Source organism: Lysobacter sp. CA199 (genome assembly GCF_052078715.1).
Lineage (GTDB): Bacteria > Pseudomonadota > Gammaproteobacteria > Xanthomonadales > Xanthomonadaceae > Lysobacter.
The window spans coordinates 363,237-379,073 of the sequence record NZ_JBQJIL010000001.1 but is presented as its reverse complement, the minus strand read 5'-3'; the positions used below and the strand labels follow the sequence as shown (position 1 = coordinate 379,073).

Annotated in this window: 13 protein-coding genes and 1 pseudogene; 6 read left to right on the top strand and 8 right to left on the bottom strand. The window is 67.5% G+C overall.

All coding sequences use genetic code 11. From position 1 onward, the window contains the following. Positions 1-57: 57 nt before the first annotated feature. From ACTOWJ_RS01780 to ACTOWJ_RS01765, 4 genes are all read right to left on the bottom strand, one after another. Complete coding sequence (locus tag ACTOWJ_RS01780; RefSeq protein WP_441332854.1) at positions 58-477, bottom strand: hypothetical protein; 420 nt, start codon at positions 475-477, stop codon at positions 58-60. A gap of 32 nt (positions 478-509) precedes the next feature. After that, positions 510-1,757 (bottom strand): endonuclease/exonuclease/phosphatase family protein, encoded by a 1,248-nt coding sequence (locus ACTOWJ_RS01775; RefSeq protein WP_441332853.1) that lies wholly within the window; start codon positions 1,755-1,757, stop codon positions 510-512. 168 nt (positions 1,758-1,925) lie between these two features. Further along, on the bottom strand, positions 1,926-2,360 hold the full coding sequence (locus ACTOWJ_RS01770) for a hypothetical protein (RefSeq protein WP_441332852.1): 435 nt from the start codon (positions 2,358-2,360) through the stop codon (positions 1,926-1,928). Positions 2,361-2,486: 126 nt separating this feature from the next. Beyond that, complete coding sequence (locus ACTOWJ_RS01765) at positions 2,487-3,257, bottom strand: arginyltransferase (RefSeq protein ID WP_441332851.1); 771 nt, start codon at positions 3,255-3,257, stop codon at positions 2,487-2,489. A 164-nt stretch (positions 3,258-3,421) separates the two neighbouring features. Here ACTOWJ_RS01765 and ACTOWJ_RS01760 point away from each other — a divergent pair, with 164 nt between their 5' ends. Both ACTOWJ_RS01760 and ACTOWJ_RS01755 read left to right on the top strand, forming a co-directional pair. Beyond that, positions 3,422-4,051 (top strand): EF-hand domain-containing protein, encoded by a 630-nt coding sequence (locus ACTOWJ_RS01760; RefSeq protein ID WP_441332850.1) that lies wholly within the window; start codon positions 3,422-3,424, stop codon positions 4,049-4,051. A 561-nt stretch (positions 4,052-4,612) separates the two neighbouring features. Continuing rightward, positions 4,613-6,859, top strand: coding sequence for a prealbumin-like fold domain-containing protein (locus tag ACTOWJ_RS01755; protein ID WP_441332849.1), 2,247 nt, complete (start codon positions 4,613-4,615; stop codon positions 6,857-6,859). An 87-nt stretch (positions 6,860-6,946) separates the two neighbouring features. Here the strand turns inward: ACTOWJ_RS01755 and ACTOWJ_RS01750 are convergent, their stop codons facing one another. From ACTOWJ_RS01750 to ACTOWJ_RS01735, 4 genes are all read right to left on the bottom strand, one after another. Continuing rightward, positions 6,947-8,254, bottom strand: a complete 1,308-nt coding sequence (locus ACTOWJ_RS01750) for an RNA polymerase sigma factor (protein ID WP_441332848.1) — start codon at positions 8,252-8,254, stop codon at positions 6,947-6,949. Positions 8,255-8,693: 439 nt separating this feature from the next. After that, positions 8,694-9,545, bottom strand: a complete 852-nt coding sequence (locus ACTOWJ_RS01745) for a hypothetical protein (RefSeq protein ID WP_441332847.1) — start codon at positions 9,543-9,545, stop codon at positions 8,694-8,696. 1 nt (position 9,546) lies between these two features. Beyond that, entirely contained in the window at positions 9,547-10,449 is a 903-nt protein-coding gene (gene tesB / locus ACTOWJ_RS01740) for an acyl-CoA thioesterase II (RefSeq protein WP_441332846.1), read from the bottom strand. Positions 10,450-10,675: 226 nt separating this feature from the next. Continuing rightward, the gene (locus ACTOWJ_RS01735) at positions 10,676-11,239 is read right to left on the bottom strand and encodes an N-acetylmuramoyl-L-alanine amidase (RefSeq protein WP_441332845.1); all 564 of its coding nucleotides are present in this window, start codon (positions 11,237-11,239) and stop codon (positions 10,676-10,678) included. A gap of 40 nt (positions 11,240-11,279) precedes the next feature. On the opposite strand from ACTOWJ_RS01735, the gene ACTOWJ_RS01730 reads away from it, so the two are divergent. The 4 genes and pseudogenes from ACTOWJ_RS01730 (at position 11,280) to ACTOWJ_RS01715 (ending at position 15,686) form a co-directional block, all read left to right on the top strand. Beyond that, positions 11,280-11,789, top strand: coding sequence for an MOSC domain-containing protein (locus tag ACTOWJ_RS01730; protein ID WP_441332844.1), 510 nt, complete (start codon positions 11,280-11,282; stop codon positions 11,787-11,789). A 385-nt stretch (positions 11,790-12,174) separates the two neighbouring features. Then, positions 12,175-12,702: a hypothetical protein gene (locus ACTOWJ_RS01725; protein ID WP_441333072.1), complete on the top strand. Its 528-nt coding sequence runs from the start codon at positions 12,175-12,177 to the stop codon at positions 12,700-12,702. Positions 12,703-12,721: 19 nt separating this feature from the next. Beyond that, positions 12,722-15,028: pseudogene (rlmKL, locus tag ACTOWJ_RS01720) on the top strand (bifunctional 23S rRNA (guanine(2069)-N(7))-methyltransferase RlmK/23S rRNA (guanine(2445)-N(2))-methyltransferase RlmL); the annotation flags it as partial. Between the two features lie 64 nt (positions 15,029-15,092). Continuing rightward, on the top strand, positions 15,093-15,686 hold the full coding sequence (locus ACTOWJ_RS01715; protein ID WP_441332843.1) for a class I SAM-dependent methyltransferase: 594 nt from the start codon (positions 15,093-15,095) through the stop codon (positions 15,684-15,686). The last annotated feature ends 151 nt before the right edge of the window (positions 15,687-15,837 follow it).

Sequence of the window (15,837 nt, the reverse complement as noted above, 5' to 3'; positions counted from 1 at the left end):
TGATCGTTGCCATCGCCCGCGTCTTCAGCGAGCGGATACGCGGTTTTTGCGATTGGATCAGCCGTTGGAGTTCAGGTTGCTTGCGCCGGGCAGCGAATCGCAATCGGCCAGACCGGGCGGGTTTCCTTTGCTTTCGCGATGGGAGAAGCCGCACTCATGCCCGCAGCGACCGCCGACTTTGCCGGCATCCGGACTGGCAAGGCAAGTGACCCGGCAATCGTCGGCGGGCGTGCAGCGCGCGGAGAGCTTCTCAATCTGGCATCGCTCCCGCTCCGACAGCGCGCGCCGAGGCGGCGCCTTGCAGGCCTGGAAACGACTGAGATCGCCAACATCGGGAGGCGGTGGTGGTGGTGGTGGGGTGATGGTCTCGCGCGCTGGGGTGGAGGTTGTGCTGGTGCGATCCGCGTCGGGCCCGGCGCAAGCGGCAACGCCGACCGCGAGCAAGGAGGCAATGCACACCACTCGCAGAAGATTCATTGTTTATTCCCTTGCATCCGCACGGCTTCGACTCAGTCGCCCAGATCCACCCACACCAGATGATGATCGCTCGCCTCGGAAATCTTCGCCTCTTCGCTCCCGGCCTTCGGCCAGAACACGCCGGTATCGCGCACCTGCCAGCCGCGCGAAGGCAGCACGTAGTCCAGGCGCAAGGTGCCGGCCTTGGGGCCGAAATCGCCGGTGTGCTGGGCGATGTCGCCCTTGCGCGCGAAGCCGTAGAACCTCGCGCGTTCGGCCGCGCCGTCGCTGCGCGGCACGTGGCTCGCATCGACGCGCGGGTGATCCAGCAACTGTTTGATCGAGCCCGGCACGCCGTCGCCGTCGATCGGATCGGCGTTCATGTCGCCGACGATGACGAAACGCGCGTCGGCGGCAAGGCCGCCGCAGCGGCCCTGGTCGTCGCATAGCCACGAAGGCGCACCGCCGTCGAGGTAGCGCGCCCACAGGCCGATCTCGTCGAAGTTGCGCGCGCCGTTGCGATCCTCCGGGCCGTCGAACACCGGCGGGGTCGGATGCGCGGCGAGGAAATGCAGCACGCCCAGCGGCGTGCGCACCGGTACGTCCCAATGCGATTTCGACGAAAGCCGCATCTGCGGCCAAACGCTCGCCGCGTACCACGGTTTGCCGGTGTGTGGGTCGCGCGGCTGGCGCGCGCCGGGCAGCGCACTCCATTTGAATTTCTGGAAGGTGCGCACCGCATCGACGTCGATCGGATAACGCGACAGCACCAGCATCCCGTATTGGCCCGGATGCAGGCCGTAACCCCAGGCGTCGTTGCCGCGCGCGCGGTCGGCGCGTTGCGCGTCGCCGGACTGGCCGTCGCCGTCGAGATCCAAGCCGCTCGGCACGCCGGTGTTGACTGGGGCGAGGTAACGATAGGGATAACGCAGCGCTTCGCCGCCGCCGGTTTGGGCGACTTCCAGGTAGTCGCGCTGGAACAGATCGGCCGCGCGCTGTTGCGCGTCGTAGTCGAACTCGTTGAGCAACACCAGGTCGGGCCGCACCCGCTGCAGCACCGCGGCGATCTTGCGCGCGTTGGCGTCGCCGGACTGCAGGCGCCGGATCAGGCCGCCGTCGGCCTCGTCGTAGAGCGAGGTGTTGTAGGTCGCCACGCGCAAGGAGGCAGCAGCGCCGCCTTCGGCGCCGCCGTTCTGGGCCTCGACCCAGGCCTTGGGATCGCCGTGTACGTTCACTTGCGTGCAGGCCGTGAGCAGGGCCGCGATCAACGCGGCGCAATAGGGACGGTGGAATCTGGGCATGCGCGCATGATCGCATGGCCCATGGCGGGCTTCGTGACAGGTTCAGGCGGCAACGGCGCGGTGGAATCCGATGGCGACGGACGGCGCAAACGACGACGCCCCGGCGGACCGGGGCGTCGAATGCGGCGAATCCCGGCGGCTATGCGGCCGCCGAGGTCCTCGCTGCGATTACAGCGTGCAGCCGAACGCGGCGTACTGGGCCTTGCTCTGTTCCAGCGCGGTCTTGCAGGCGTTGGCCAGCGCTTCCTTGCCCTGCGGGGTCGAAGCGGCCTGGGCCCAGGCGCTGCGGCTCTGGTCGAGGCTGGACTGGAACGCGGCGCGCTGGGCTTCGGGCACCTTGGCGGTCAAGCAAGCGCTGACCTTGGACAGGTAGTCGTCGCACTCGGCCACGCCGACGCTGGCAACCGCCGGAGCAGCGGCGTCCGGAGCGGGCGGGGCGGCGGTGTCGGCCGGGGTCGCGGCCGGCGCGGCGGCCGGGTCGCCCGCCGGAGCGGCGGCGGTGTCGGCGGCCGGAGCGGCGTCGGCCGGCTTGTCGGCCGGCTTGTTGCAGGCGGCCAGAGCCAGGGTGATCGCAGCAGCCAGGAACAGGGTGTTCAATTTCATTGCGGACTCCATGTGGCGGATAGGTGATGAGGGTGGCGACTCCATTGCCATGCCATTGAGTGGCGCCGTCCCGCACGTCGTGGTCACGACGCGGGTACGAGATACACGACCTGAACGAGATGAGTGTTACAAATGTGTAAAAACACGCCAATCGCGACCATCGAATGCCTCCAACGGTCGGTAGCGGCGCTTGTAATCCATCTTCGGGTGCCCGGCGATCCAGTAGCCGAGGTAGAGGTGCCCGCGCCGTTCGCGCCGCGCCCATTCGATCTGCCGCAGGATCGCCAGCGTGCCCAGGCCGCGCTCGGCCTGATCCGGATCGTAGAAGGTGTAGACCGCCGACAAGGCCTGATCGATCACGTCGGTGACCGCGACCGCGAGCAGCCGGCCGTGGCCGGATTCGCGTAGTTCCAGAAAGCGGTTGTCGCTCCAACTGCCGATCAGGAACTGGTCGAACTCGAGCGCGCCGTGGCCGTCCATGCCGCCGCCGGAATGGCGCGAGGCCAGGTAGCGCTTGTACAGATCCAACTGTTCCTCGTTGCGCTCGGCCGGGCATACGCGCGTTTCCAGGTCGGCGTTGCGCGCCAGACAGCGGCGTTGGCTGCGATCGGGGACGAAGCGATCGACCGGAATGCGCACCGCCACGCAAGCGCGGCAGCCGCTGCAATGCGGGCGGTAGACGATGTCGCCGGAGCGGCGGAAGCCCCAGCCCAAGGCGTGCGGATACCAATCGCGCAGGCGCGGGTCGCGCGGGTCCAGCACCAGATCGCGGGCGGTGCGCTCCGGCCAGTAGCCGCAGGCGTGCTCGCCGGTGTGGAACAGGCGGAGGTCGTCGCTGTCAGGCTGCGGTTGCGTGCCCATGGGGCCAGCATAGCGCCGGGTTCGTGTGTTGCGCATGCAGGCGGTTCCGATTCGGCCCAGGCGGCTGGATCGAGGCGGCGCGGCGGCCTGCGCCGGCTGTCGGGGCGATGAATGTCCACGCCCGGTTGTCAACCGTCGCGCGGGCAGGGCGTTGATCCGGTCATCGGCGCCACGGTGGCGCCTGCCGCAGGAGTCAACGCATGAACCGTTCCCCCTTTTACCTCGCGGCGCTGACCGCGGCCCTGCTCGCCGGCGCAGCCGTCGCGGCGCCGCAGGACGATGCCGGCGCGCAGCGTCCGCGCGCGAAGATCGATGCGAACCAGGACGGCGTGATCACCCGCGAGGAAGCCGCCAAGTTCCCGCGCCTGGCGGAAAACTTCGACAATCTCGACAAGAACCACGACGGCAAGCTCGACGCCAGCGAGCGCCCGCAGCGTCGCGGCGGCCGCGAACAAGGCGGCCATCGCGGTGGTCCGGGCGGCGCGGCCAGCCTCGACAGCGACGGCGACGGCCGAATAAGCCAGACCGAAGTGGCCAAGGCGCCGCGCCTGAGCCAGGCCTTCGCGCAGATCGACAGCAACCACGACGGTTACCTGGTGCGCAGCGAACTGCGCGGCTACTTCGAGCGCGAGCGTCCCAAGCGCGAGGCCGAACGCACCAAGCGCTTCGACGAGAAGTTCGCCCAGGCCGATCTCAACCACGACGGCAAGCTCAGCAAGGTCGAAGCGCAAGAAAAGATGCCGCGTCTGGCACGTAGCTTCGCGTTCCTCGACGAGGACCGCGACGGCTTCCTGACCAAGGCCGACCTCAAGCCGGCTCCGCGTCGCTGAAGCGAGCGGCCGGTCCGCCGCATCGGACCTCGGTCTGATCCGGTGCGGCGCTTGGGCGCAGGTTGCGCCTATTTTTTACCGCGATGCATGCTGCGATCGCGCGGCGGCCGAATGTTTCGGTCGGAACGCCCCGGGAATTTGTCGGGCGCTGTCGGGCGTCGCTGCACCCGGACAGGGTCTGTGTGTCGCGCCACCGGTGCGCGTATCGATTCCGCTGGACACCCATGCTCGCGCGAACGATCTTCCAGTGTTGTTGCCCGGTCCGGCCGGAGTGATTTCGCGCAGTTCCGGTTTTCTAGCCAGTGAAGGATTCGCCTAAAACAAGGCATTTTCCCCGGGATTGCATCATTTTCATGCCTTTAAAGTGCAGTTGATGCACGCCAAGTGCATACAACTAATATCTTTTTGAGAACGGCCGAGCGCGGCCTTCTTTTTTCGTTTTTTTAGGATTAGAAGTAGTGCCACGGCATCCAGAAATAGCGATGCCGATACGTCGCATAGGGGAGCGATGCTATGGCGCTACGGCACAGGTTCAGTGCAGACCTTGCGGGATTCCGTGGCGTGCCGGCTCGGCGCCGGCGCATCGCGATCGTGGTGCTGGCCATCATCGCGGCGATGCTCGCGCCCGCCGCGCAGGCCGACCGCGCGTTCGCGCCGCGCTATCAGAATCCGGCCGTCAACGGCGACATCACCGGCATCGGCAACATCAACCTGCATTGCGGCGGCAATGCCGTGCTGTGCTCGCAGGCGCAGAACGGCAGCGTCACGGTCGTCAATCAAGATCCGCTGATCGCGATGGTCCATGTCGATGTCGACACCGATTCGACCACGTTCAACTCCAGCAGCGCCAATCTCAATCTTCCCGCGGATTCGACCGTGTTGTTCGCCGGGCTGTACTGGAGCGGCATCAGCGCCTCGCTCGCGCGCAACACGGTGCGCCTGCGCCCGCCCGGCTCGGCGCTGTACTCCTCGCTCAGCGCCGACGAACTGTTGACCAATTCCGCCGGTGCGTTCGGCGATGCCGCCTACCAGGGCTTCGAGGACGTCACCGCCGTGGTGCGCGCCGCCGGCAACGGCACCTACACCGTCGCCAATGTGCAGACCACGCAGCGCTCCATCGGTTCGTCGGGCAGCACCTGGGGCGGCTGGGCCTTGGTGATCGCCTATCGCGACCCGGCCCAGACTGCGACCCGCAACCTCAACATCTACGACGGCCTGCTCAGCGCCAGCGATGCGTCCTTGCCGGTGGATATCGCCTTCAGCGGTTTCGTCACGCCCGCCACCGGGCCGGTCAACACCACCCTGGGGCTGCTGGGCTGGGACGGCGACGATACCGTCGACGGCAGCGTCGGGCTGCAGTATGGCCGCAACGCGGCCACGCTCAGCAACGTGTCCAACGCGGTCAATCCGGTCAACAATTTCTGGAACAGTTCGGTCAGCCGCAACGGCGCCAACGTCGGCGCGCGCACGCCGAATTATATCGACACCCTGGGCATGGATCTGGACTTCACTCCGCCCAACGTGCCTTTGCCCAACAGCGCGAATTCGGCGCTGCTCCGCGCGCGCGGCAGCATCGACGAGGTGTTGATCTTCGGCATGATCAGCCGGGCCACCGACGTGTCGCGGCCCAATCTGAAGGATCAGCTGCTCAAGAGTTCTGCCGACGTCAATGGCGGCAGCCTGCTGCCGGGCGAGTTGCTCGAATTCACCATCGGCACCACCAACCTCGGCAGCGATGCTTCGCTGCAGACCGTGTTGACCGATGCGATACCGGCCAACACGACCTACGAGCCGGGCAGCCTGATCATCGTCAGCGGCGCCAATGCCGGCGCTAAAAGCGATGCGACCGGCGACGATCAGGCCGAATTCGACGCCGCCAATAACCGGGTGGTGTTCCGTCTGGGCACCGGCGCCACCGCCGGCGCCGGCGGCACGATCGCGCCCGCAGAAGGGTTCAGCCTGCGCTTTCGCGCGCGGGTCAACGCCGGCGTCGCGGCGGGTACGGTGATCAACAACAGCGCAAGCGTGGCGCATCGCGCCGCGACCTTGGGCGAAAACCTGCTCGATGCCACCGATGCCGACTTCGCCGCGCCCGGCGATCAGCCGACTCGCAACGTGGTCGCTGCATTGCCACGGCTCATTCTCAACAAGATCAGCTTGCGCGGCGTCGACAGTTTCGCGTTCACTCTGACCAACACCGCGCAGGTCACCGGCAACGTCGCCACGGCGACTGCGGGCACGGCGGCGCAGGTCGATGGCGACGTCAATGCGGCCGGGTTGCAGCCGTACATCGTCAGCGCGGTCGGCACCGAGGTGGCCATCGCCGAGACCGCCGTGCCGCCCGGTTATGCCTTGACCTCGGCGGTTTGCCGCAATGCCGCCAACGCGGGGGTCGGCGCTCTGGCGGGCACGGTGTACACCATTCCCGGCACCAGCGTCGTCGCCGATGAGGTGTTGACCTGCACCTTCACCAACACGCGCAGCGAGGCGGCGCTGTCGATCGCCAAGAGCGACGGCAGTGCGACCTACACGCCGGGCGGCGACGCCGTCTACACGATCACCGTGCGCAACGACGGTCCCGACGCGGTGGCCGGAGCGCTGATCGAGGATTTGCTGCCCAACGGTGCGAGCCTGCGCGCCGTCTGGGATTGCGCGATCAGCGTCGGCACCGGCGCCTGCAATCCCGCCAGCGGCGGCGCGGTGGGAGGCAATGCGGTGAATCTGAGCGTGGATCTGGCCGGCGGCGCGACCGCGACGATTACCGTGCCGGTGAACTTCGCCGCCGTGCCGGAGGCGTATGTGCCATGACCGCGGTCGCGCGGTCGCCGATCAGTGCGCGGGGGCGCAGGGACGCCGCGGCGGCGGTGCGGGAGGGCGCCGCCGCGGCCGTCGCGATCAGCCCAAGCGGCCTTCGCGCCAGAGAATCAGGGTGATCGAGGCGATCAGCAGCAGCGAGGTGTAGGCGACCGCCTTGGGGCCGATCATCCAGCGATAGGCGATGTCCTGGCGTGGATCGCGGCCGCTTTCGCGTTGGATGCGCTGCAGGCTCGGCGCCAGCACGCGTGGTATCAACACCAGGCATTGCCAGTTCGAAATCGCGGTGACGACCAGGGTGAAAGCCATCGGCCAGACCCAGCCGCGGGTGGTTTCCAGGCAGACCACCAACGCGGTCGCCATCAGCGCGCCACTGATCGCGACCACGCGAATCAGGCGGCGGATCGTTCGGCGCTCCTCGGGCGTGCCGGCGTAGGACATCAAGTAGTGGTTGAGCATCAGCATCATGGTCACGCCGCCGATCACGCCGCCGATCACGCTGCTCAGGTGGATGTGGTCGCCGAGTTGCGAGAGCCCTTGAACCTTCGCGCTCAGCGAGGCGCCGTCGATCGGATCGCCGCCCACCGCTTGCGACACCGGCGACAGCACGCGTTCGGCGAGGAAGGCCAGCGTGCCGCCGAGCACGCCGCCGGAGGCGCCGGCCGAGCCCATGCCGCCGACGCCGAACTTGCCGGCCAGGCCGGAGCCCAGCGAACCGGCGCCGACGATGGCTGCGGTGGTGCCGGCCGGCGCGGTCACGCCCAAGGCGCTGGCGACCAGGGTGGTGAAGCCCACCGACGGCGCGCTGGCGGTGGCGAAGGCGGCGAAGCGTTCCATCAACTCGCCGCGCACCGTGCTGCGCGCGCGCGACAGGCGCTTGCGCACGGCCGCGTCGCTGAGGCCGAGCAGGGCGGCGACCTGCTGCGAACTCTGGCCTTCGCGGTAGTACAGCAACAGCACCTCGCGGCTTTCGTCGGGCAGGGCCGAGATCAGCTCGGCCGCGACTTGGGCGCGTTCGCCTTCGATCAGGCGCTCGATCGCGCTGGGCTCGGGGTCGGCGGCCGAAGCGATGACCGCCTCCATGTCGTCGCCGCCGCGCGGCAGGCGCTGACGCGCGCGCAGATGGTCGTGGGCCAGGTTGCGGGTGATCTGCCGCAGCCACGGCAAGAAGCTCTGCGGGTTGTGCAGCTTGCGGATGTTCTGCCAGGCGTTGAGGAAGGCCTCCTGGGCGATGTCCTCGCTGGCGTGGACGTCGCGCACCATGGCCAGGGCGATGGCGGTGACCGAGTTCTGGCAGGCGCCGACGATGCGCGAATACGCGGCGGTATCGCCGCGCGAGGCCGCCGGCAGGTCGTGGCCGATCAGGGAATGCAGGGCTTCGGCATTCATCGCGAAGCGCTCCGGAGGGCGGGTGCGGGACGGGCGGGAACGCGGCGTGGCGGGTGGGCGGGTGTCATGCGAGCGGTCTCCGGACGCGGCATCCGGCGATGCCTGCAGTCCTGGACGTGGCTGCCGGGAGGATGTGACCAACCGAAGCGAAATAAAACAATAGCCCGCCCTCACACCCGAAGCCACCGCAACTCGGCTCCAGCCCTCCGCAAAGCGACGCCGCCCAGCCCCCGCTCATCCCGTTGCCCTGCAGTCGGGTCGCGGCGCGAGCTGAGCGCAAAGCGTCAGGGCTGAAGCCCCTCCCACAAAAACCCGCCTCGGGATCTAGTAAAGGCCCTGGCCGCGCTTATGGCGGACGCAGTTGTGCTCTTGTGGGAAGGGGCTTCAGCCCCGACGCTTTGCGATCAGCTGGCCAAGAACACGGCCCGAACCTCAACGTTCACCCCATCGCGCGCACGGTCTTGACCGTCTTGACCACCGTCCACTTGCCGCCGATCCGCTTGACTTCCAGAGTCTTGTAAACCGCGGCGAGGCGGTGGTGATATGCCGAGTATTCGATGCGGCCGCCGTCCTTCGAGGTCGGCCGGAACGCGTGCACCTCGATCAGCTCGGCCGCTTGGCCGTCGCGCGCCATGCTGCCCTTGTCCTCGTCGGCGACCTCGATGCACTGACCGTACGGCAGCAGTCGCAGACCGGGGCGGGCGAGGGCGTTGAGCAGTTTGCGCGTCGCGTCGGCGCGATCCACGCGCAGGCACTGAGTGGCCTGGTCGGCTTCGGCCAATTGCTGGGCGAACACCGCCTGCGCCAACGCCTGCGGTGTCGCTGCGACGCTGCCGTCGAACTTGTGCGCGGCCAGCGCGGTCTCGGCCGGATCCACCGGCGCCCGCGCGACCGGACGATTGCGCAGGCCATGGAACATCGCCAGGCCCAGCACCACCGCGATGCAGACCAGCAGCCCGACTTTGATCCGCAGCGCGCGCTTGTCCGAGGTCGTGCGGGTGGCGTCGACGTCGGAACGGAAGCGATACGGCGCCTGCGTCGCCTGCTCGCCGCGGGTGCTGTCGATCAATCCGGCTTCGCGCAGCAGATCGCGCGCGCGCAGCTGATCTTCCGAACGGATCACCCACACGGTCGGCCGTTCGGTGACGTGTTCGCGATAGCTGAAGCTCGAACGCCGGTTGCCTTTGTAGGAGCGATCGTTGGTGACGCGCACGTCGATCCCGGCATTGCGCAGCAATTGCGCCACGCCTTCGACGTTTTCCAGTCGCGGGCTGCTGAAGACTTGTCTCATGTCAGCCCTTCGCCGGTGCTTGCCCGGCCGTGGTGTCTTGGGCCGGCATGACGCGGATCAGACCTTCCTGCGTGCTGCTGGCCACCAGATGGCCGTGGCGGTCGAAGATCTGCCCGCGCGCCAGTCCGCGCGCGCCTTGCGCGCTGGGACTGTCGATCGAGTACAGCAGCCAGTCGTCGGCGCGGAACGGGCGATGGAACCACAGCGCGTGATCGAGCGAAGCCATCTGCACATTGGGTTGGTAGTAGCTGATCCCGTGCGGGAAAGTCGTCGTGCCCAACAGATGGAAGTCCGAGGCGTAGGCCAGCAAGGCGCGATGCAGCTCCGGCGCGTCGCCGACCGCCTCGCTCAAGCGGAACCACACTTGCTGGAACGGCGGGCGCTTGGGCGGATTGAGTTCATCGCGCGGATACACATGGCGGAATTCGAACGGCCCCTGCCGCGACAGCCAGCGTTGCACCTTGTTCGGCAGGGTCGCCATGACTTCGGCCGGCACCGCGGGCGCCGGAGCGATGTCTTCGGGCTTGGGCACTTCCGGCATCGACAACTGATGCTCGGCGCCCGGCTGATCCTCGTGGAAGGAGGCGGCCAGGAAGAAGATCGGCTGGCCGTGCTGGATCGCGGTGACCCGGCGCACCGAGAAGCTGCCGCCGTCGCGAGTGCGGTCGGCCTGATAGACGATCGGCGCTTCGATATCGCCGGCCTTGAGGAAATAGGCATGCAGCGAATGCGCCGCGCGCGCGGTGTCCAGCGTGGCCTGGGCCGCCGACAAGGCCTGGCCGAGCACCTGCCCGCCGAATACGTACTTGGTCCCGATGTCGCGGCTCTGGCCGCGGAACAGGTTGTCCTCCAGGCGCTCCAGCGACAGCAGTTCGATCAGTTCGGAGACGGGAGAGGCGGTCATCGTTGGGGCGGAAAGTGAGGTCGGGGGGAGTATAGCGGGACGGCCGGCACAGTCCGGGGCGCCCCTGTAGGAGCGGCGCGAGCCGCGACTAACCGCAGCGACGTACCAAAGCGCCTTCGCCGAAGCCTGGTATTTCAAGCGCTGCTCCGCGCAATGGCCGATTGTCGAGGGCTTCGGGTAGTCCGCTTTCGTACGTCGCTGCGGTTGGTCGCGGCTCGCGCCGCTCCTACAGGGGCAACCGCTGCAGGCCGCAGGCGGCCAGCACTCGCGGCCAGGGAAACCAGGGCCCCGGATCGAGCTTGCGCTGCACCAGCACGCTCGGATTGTCGCTCGCCTCGACCTGGGCGGTGTCCAGATCCTCGTGCCCTGCGATGTAGCGCAGGCCCGGCAAGCGCGAGCTCAGATCGCCGAGCAAGGCGATCAGCGCTTCGATCTGCGCCGGGGTGTAGTCCTCGCGCATGCCTTGGCGGCGTGAATCCAGCCAATCCGGATAGCGCCCGATGTTGACCAGTTCGATTCCGATCGAGCGAGGGTTGTAGCCGCGCACGTGATGGGCGATGCGTTCCTCGCTCACATAGCGCAGCACCGATCCGTCGCGATCGATGTAGTAATGGCCGCTGTTGCCGGTGCCCGAATCGGCATACAGCACGCGTTCGCCGTATTCGCGTGCGGTGGCCAGATCCGGCAGTTCGGTGCAATGGATCACCACCAGATCGATGCAGGCGCGATCGCGCGCCTGCAGCCGGGTTTCGTAGGGCAGCGGGGCGGGGGTGAGGTTCAGGGGCGGCATGCCCGCGGATGCTACCATTCACCCTCTCCCGGAGCCCGCCATGAGCCTGCCGCCCGCCGACTCCGCCCTCGGAAAACTAATGTCCACGCTGCCCCGTCCCGGGCGCGTGGAGTGGATCGGCGTGCGCCCGGCGCGCGGAGTGAACATGCAGGCAGTGGACGAGGTGGCGGCGCAAACCGGCGCCGGCCTGCATGGCGACCGTTATGCCGGCGGAAGCGGCAAGCGCGGGGTGACTCTGATCCAGGCCGAACATCTGCCGGTGATCGCGGCCCTGGCCGGGCTGGACTCGGTCGAGCCTGCGACGCTGCGGCGGAACATCGTGGTTTCCGGCCTGCCGCTGATCGCGCTCAAAGGGCGCCGCTTCCGGCTCGGCGAAGTTTTGTTGGAAGCGACGGAAGAATGCGACCCGTGCTCGATGATGGAGGCCGCGCTGGGTCCGGGCGGCTACAACGCGATGCGCGGCCATGGCGGGCTGTGCGCGCAGATCATCGAGGGCGGGGCGATCCGGCGCGGCGACGCGCTGATACCGGTGATCGATGCGCCGGGTTGAATGCGCGGTGGCTGCGTCGGGCCTGGTGCTGACGGCCTTCGGCGATCCGGCGCGGTATCGATGGATGGCCGCTTCGGTCTTGCTTGTTAAATGATCGTTGCCGGCCCCGCTCGCTTGGCATCGCCGCGGCGATCCAACATTGCGCGATGTTCATTTGACATGCGGCCTGGGATGCAGATGCTGGCATGCGGGTTCGTTGCGCGCGCGGCGATTGGCTGCGATCGCACCTGGATTTTTTAGCTGATCGCGCGTGTGCGCTGCATTTTGTGGACTTGCGCGGTTATTTGTAACTCCTGTACCTCGGCTCAAAGACGATCGCTCCAGAACACTGCATTCGCCGGATTCCCGCGGCGATCTGCACCTACTACACCTCGGCTCTAAGATGATCACTCACGGACACTGCATTCTGTCTCATGGCTTCGAAAGCGGCCCCGACGCGACCAAGGTCACCGCCTTGGCGCAGGCCGCGCAGCGCCATGGCTGGACGCACGAACGCCCCGATTACACCGATCTGGACGCCAAGCGCGAGGTCAGCGATCTGGGCGACGTGTATGCACGCATCGATCGTCTGCTGGGCCTGGCGCGCAAGGCCGCCGATCGCGGGCCGGTGGTGTTGGCCGGTTCCAGCCTGGGCGCGTACATCTCCGGCGTGGTCTCGCTGCAGGTCAAGCCGGTGGGTTTGTTCCTGATGGCGCCGCCGATCGCGATGGGCCCCGCGCCGCGCTTGGAAGCCGCCGACGTGCCGATCAGCATCATCCACGGTTGGGACGACGAACTCATTCCGGCCAGCGACGTGGTCGCCTGGGCGCATCCGCGCCGGGCCCGCTTGTTGCTGGTCGACGACAGCCACCGCCTTTCGGCGCATGTGCAAGGCAGCGCCGATGCCTTCGCGCGCCTGTTGCAAAGCCTCTGAGTACCGCAAACGCATGAACAAGTTCTACGCAAGCTGCGGCAAGGGTCTGGAATACCTGTTGGCCGACGAAATGATCGCGCTGGGTTGCGCGCGCGCGACCGCCGCGACCGCCGGCGCCAACGTCGAGGGCGATCTGGCCGACGCGCAACGCGCGGTGTTGTGGTCGCGCCTGGCCAGCCGCGTGTTGTGGCCGATCGCCGAATTCGACTGCCCCGACGAACACGCGCTCTACGCCGGCGTGGCCGCGCTGGATTGGCCCTCGCACATGGAGAGCGTGCACACCTTGGCGGTCGACGCGCACGTCTCCGGCGAAGCCATCACCCATGCGCGCTATGCCGCGCAGCGGGTCAAGGACGCAGTGGTCGACGTGATGCGCGCGCGCACCGGCGCGCGTCCGGACGTGGACACCGAAACCCCGGACCTGCGCCTGAACCTGGTGGTGCGCAAGGACAAGGCGATTGTGTCGATCGATCTGGGCGGCGGCCCGCTGCATCGCCGCGGTTGGCGGCAAAAGCAGGGCGAAGCGCCGCTGAAGGAAAATCTGGCGGCCGCGGTGTTGTTGCGCGGTCAATGGCCGAAGGTCTATGCGCAAGGAGGTTCGTTGCTGGATCCGATGTGCGGCAGCGGTACCTTGTTGATCGAAGGTGCGCTGATGGCCGCCGATGTCGCGCCGGGCCTGTTGCGTCACGGCAATCTGCCGCCGACGCGTTGGCGCGGTTTCGATTTCGCCGCCTGGCGCGCGCTGTGCGAGCAGGCGCGTACTCGCGAGCAAGCCGGTCTGGCCGCGTTGCGCCCGGCTTTCGCCGGCAGCGACATCGACCCGCATGCGATCCGCGCGGCGCGCGAGAATGAAGCGATGGCGGGGTTGGCCGGGGCGATCGTTTGGGATGTGGCGAGTGTCGAATCGTTGCAGACTTTGCCCGCGCAACTTCAAGGCCGTCATCCCCGCGAAGGCGGGGATACAGCGACTTTGCCGGCCGATGGAGATGAGAAACTGGATTCCGGCGTTCGCGGGAACGACGGTCGGGAAGACTTGGGCTTCGATGGCAGCGGCGGAGCGGTTGTTTCCTCTGCTACCCCAGTTGGCCTGGTCGTCTGCAACCCGCCCTACGACGCCCGCCTCGCCGCAGACGCCGCGCTCTATCGCGGCCTCGGCGATGCGCTCAAGCGTCTGGTCCCCTCCTGGCGCGCCAGCCTGCTGTGCGGCGACGCCGCGCTGGCCCAGGCCACCGGATTGCGCGCGAGCAAGAAGTATCAGGTGTTCAACGGCGCGATCGAATGCGCGCTGATCGTCTGCGATCCGATCGCCCGGATCGGTCATGCCGAACAAAAAGCCAAGGCCGAAGACGCCGCGCCGCAGCCCTTGAGCGAAGGCGCGCAGATGGTCGCCAATCGCCTGCGCAAGAACCTGCGCAAGCTCAAATCCTGGCGTCAGCGCGAAGCGGTCGATTGTTTCCGCGCCTATGATGCCGATCTGCCCGAGTATTCTGCCGCCATCGACGTGTACACCACCGACGAGGCTCAGCCGCGCACCTATCTGCACGTGCAGGAATACGCCGCGCCGGCCGATATCCCCGAAGCCGATCAGCGCCGCCGTCGCAACGAGTTGCTGGCCGCCGCGCGCGAGGTGTTCGACGTTCCGCGCGAGCGCCTGGCGATCAAGACCCGCTTGCGCGGCAAGGGCGGCAGCAAATACGGCCAGTACGATCAGCGCGGCGAGTTCGTGGTCGTGCGCGAAGGCGACGCGCGCGTGCGAGTGAACCTGTTCGATTATCTCGATACCGGCCTGTTCCTCGATCACCGGCCGATGCGTCTGCGCATCGCCGGCGAAGCACAAGGGCGCCGCTTTCTCAATCTGTTCGGCTACACCGGCGCGGCCACCGTGCACGCGGCGGTCGGCGGTGCGATCGAAACCACCACCGTCGATCTGTCGGCGACCTATCTGCAATGGTGCTCGGACAATCTGCGCGAGAACGGCGTGGCCGGCGCCCAGCATCGCCTGGCGCAGGCCGACGCGGTGCAGTGGCTGGAAGCCGATCGCGGCCGTTACGACCTGATCTTCTGCGACCCGCCGACCTTCTCCAACTCCGCGCGCGCCGACGATTTCGACATCCAGCGCGAGCACGTGCGCCTGTTGCGCGCGGCCGTCGCGCGGCTGGCCGACAACGGCGTGTTGTACTTCTCGAACAACTTCCGCCGTTTCCGTCTCGACGCCGAAGCCGTCGCCCAGTTCGCCCGCTGCGAGGACATCAGCGCGCAGACGATACCGCCGGATTTCGAACGCGACGCCAGGATCCACCGTTGCTGGCGACTGGAACCGCGTTGATGTCCGTCGCCTCGGATAAGCCAGCCGCCACTGCCCGATGCCGCGTGTGCATGGAGCGATGCGTATGAAGTCGCATCGCAAGCCCGGCACTTGGACGTTCTTCCGCCAATGGCTCAAGAACCCGTTGCGGGTGGCGGCGGTGGCGCCGTCCAGCGCCGAACTCGCCGCGGCGATGATCGCCGAGCTGCCCGACGAGGTCGAACGGGTGATCGAACTCGGCGGTGGCACCGGCGCGATCACCCGCGCTCTGCTCGATGCCGGCATCCGCGATGAGGACTTGCTGGTGCTGGAGCTCAACGAAGAGCTGCACGCGCATTTGCGCTTGCGCTTTCCGCGGGTGCCGGTGCTGTTGGGCGACGCGCGCATGCTGCCGTCGCTGGCGAGCGAACAAGGCTATCTGGAGCACGGCGTCGCCGACGCCATCGTCTCCGGTCTGGGGCTGTTGACCATGCCGCATCCCTTGCAGCACGACATTCTCGCCGCCGCGTTCCAATGCCTGCGCGAGGACGGGGTGTTCGTGCAATTCACCTACGGCCCGATCGCGCCGGTCGCCGAACCGGTGGCGCGCTCGCTGGGGCTGCAGGTGCGGCGCGGCGATTTCGTGCTGCGCAACGTGCCGCCGGCGACGGTGTACGTCTACTCCAGGGTGACCGGGTAACCGCGTCGGTCGAGGCGTCGACAAGGTCGCGTGCTTTTCCCTATCCCGCAAGCGGGAGAGGGAGTGCTTGCGCGAGGGCAGGAGGATTGTTCTGTTTATGTAACTGATGATTGCATGAAGGTCTATATTGTTCTGAAAATGTGGTGGCATC

What these genes read in the sequence shown, in the direction of transcription:
- tesB (WP_441332846.1), bottom strand. Translation starts at nt 10,449, where the DNA reads ATGACCGCCTCTCCCGTCTCCGAACTGATCGAACTGCTGTCGCTGGAG.
- ACTOWJ_RS01745 (WP_441332847.1), bottom strand. Translation starts at nt 9,545, where the DNA reads ATGAGACAAGTCTTCAGCAGCCCGCGACTGGAAAACGTCGAAGGCGTG.
- ACTOWJ_RS01715 (WP_441332843.1), top strand. Translation starts at nt 15,093, where the DNA reads ATGAAGTCGCATCGCAAGCCCGGCACTTGGACGTTCTTCCGCCAATGG.
- ACTOWJ_RS01760 (WP_441332850.1), top strand. Translation starts at nt 3,422, where the DNA reads ATGAACCGTTCCCCCTTTTACCTCGCGGCGCTGACCGCGGCCCTGCTC.
- ACTOWJ_RS01750 (WP_441332848.1), bottom strand. Translation starts at nt 8,254, where the DNA reads ATGAATGCCGAAGCCCTGCATTCCCTGATCGGCCACGACCTGCCGGCG.
- ACTOWJ_RS01775 (WP_441332853.1), bottom strand. Translation starts at nt 1,757, where the DNA reads ATGCCCAGATTCCACCGTCCCTATTGCGCCGCGTTGATCGCGGCCCTG.
- ACTOWJ_RS01780 (WP_441332854.1), bottom strand. Translation starts at nt 477, where the DNA reads ATGAATCTTCTGCGAGTGGTGTGCATTGCCTCCTTGCTCGCGGTCGGC.
- ACTOWJ_RS01735 (WP_441332845.1), bottom strand. Translation starts at nt 11,239, where the DNA reads ATGCCGCCCCTGAACCTCACCCCCGCCCCGCTGCCCTACGAAACCCGG.
- ACTOWJ_RS01730 (WP_441332844.1), top strand. Translation starts at nt 11,280, where the DNA reads ATGAGCCTGCCGCCCGCCGACTCCGCCCTCGGAAAACTAATGTCCACG.
- ACTOWJ_RS01765 (WP_441332851.1), bottom strand. Translation starts at nt 3,257, where the DNA reads ATGCGCAACACACGAACCCGGCGCTATGCTGGCCCCATGGGCACGCAA.
- ACTOWJ_RS01770 (WP_441332852.1), bottom strand. Translation starts at nt 2,360, where the DNA reads ATGAAATTGAACACCCTGTTCCTGGCTGCTGCGATCACCCTGGCTCTG.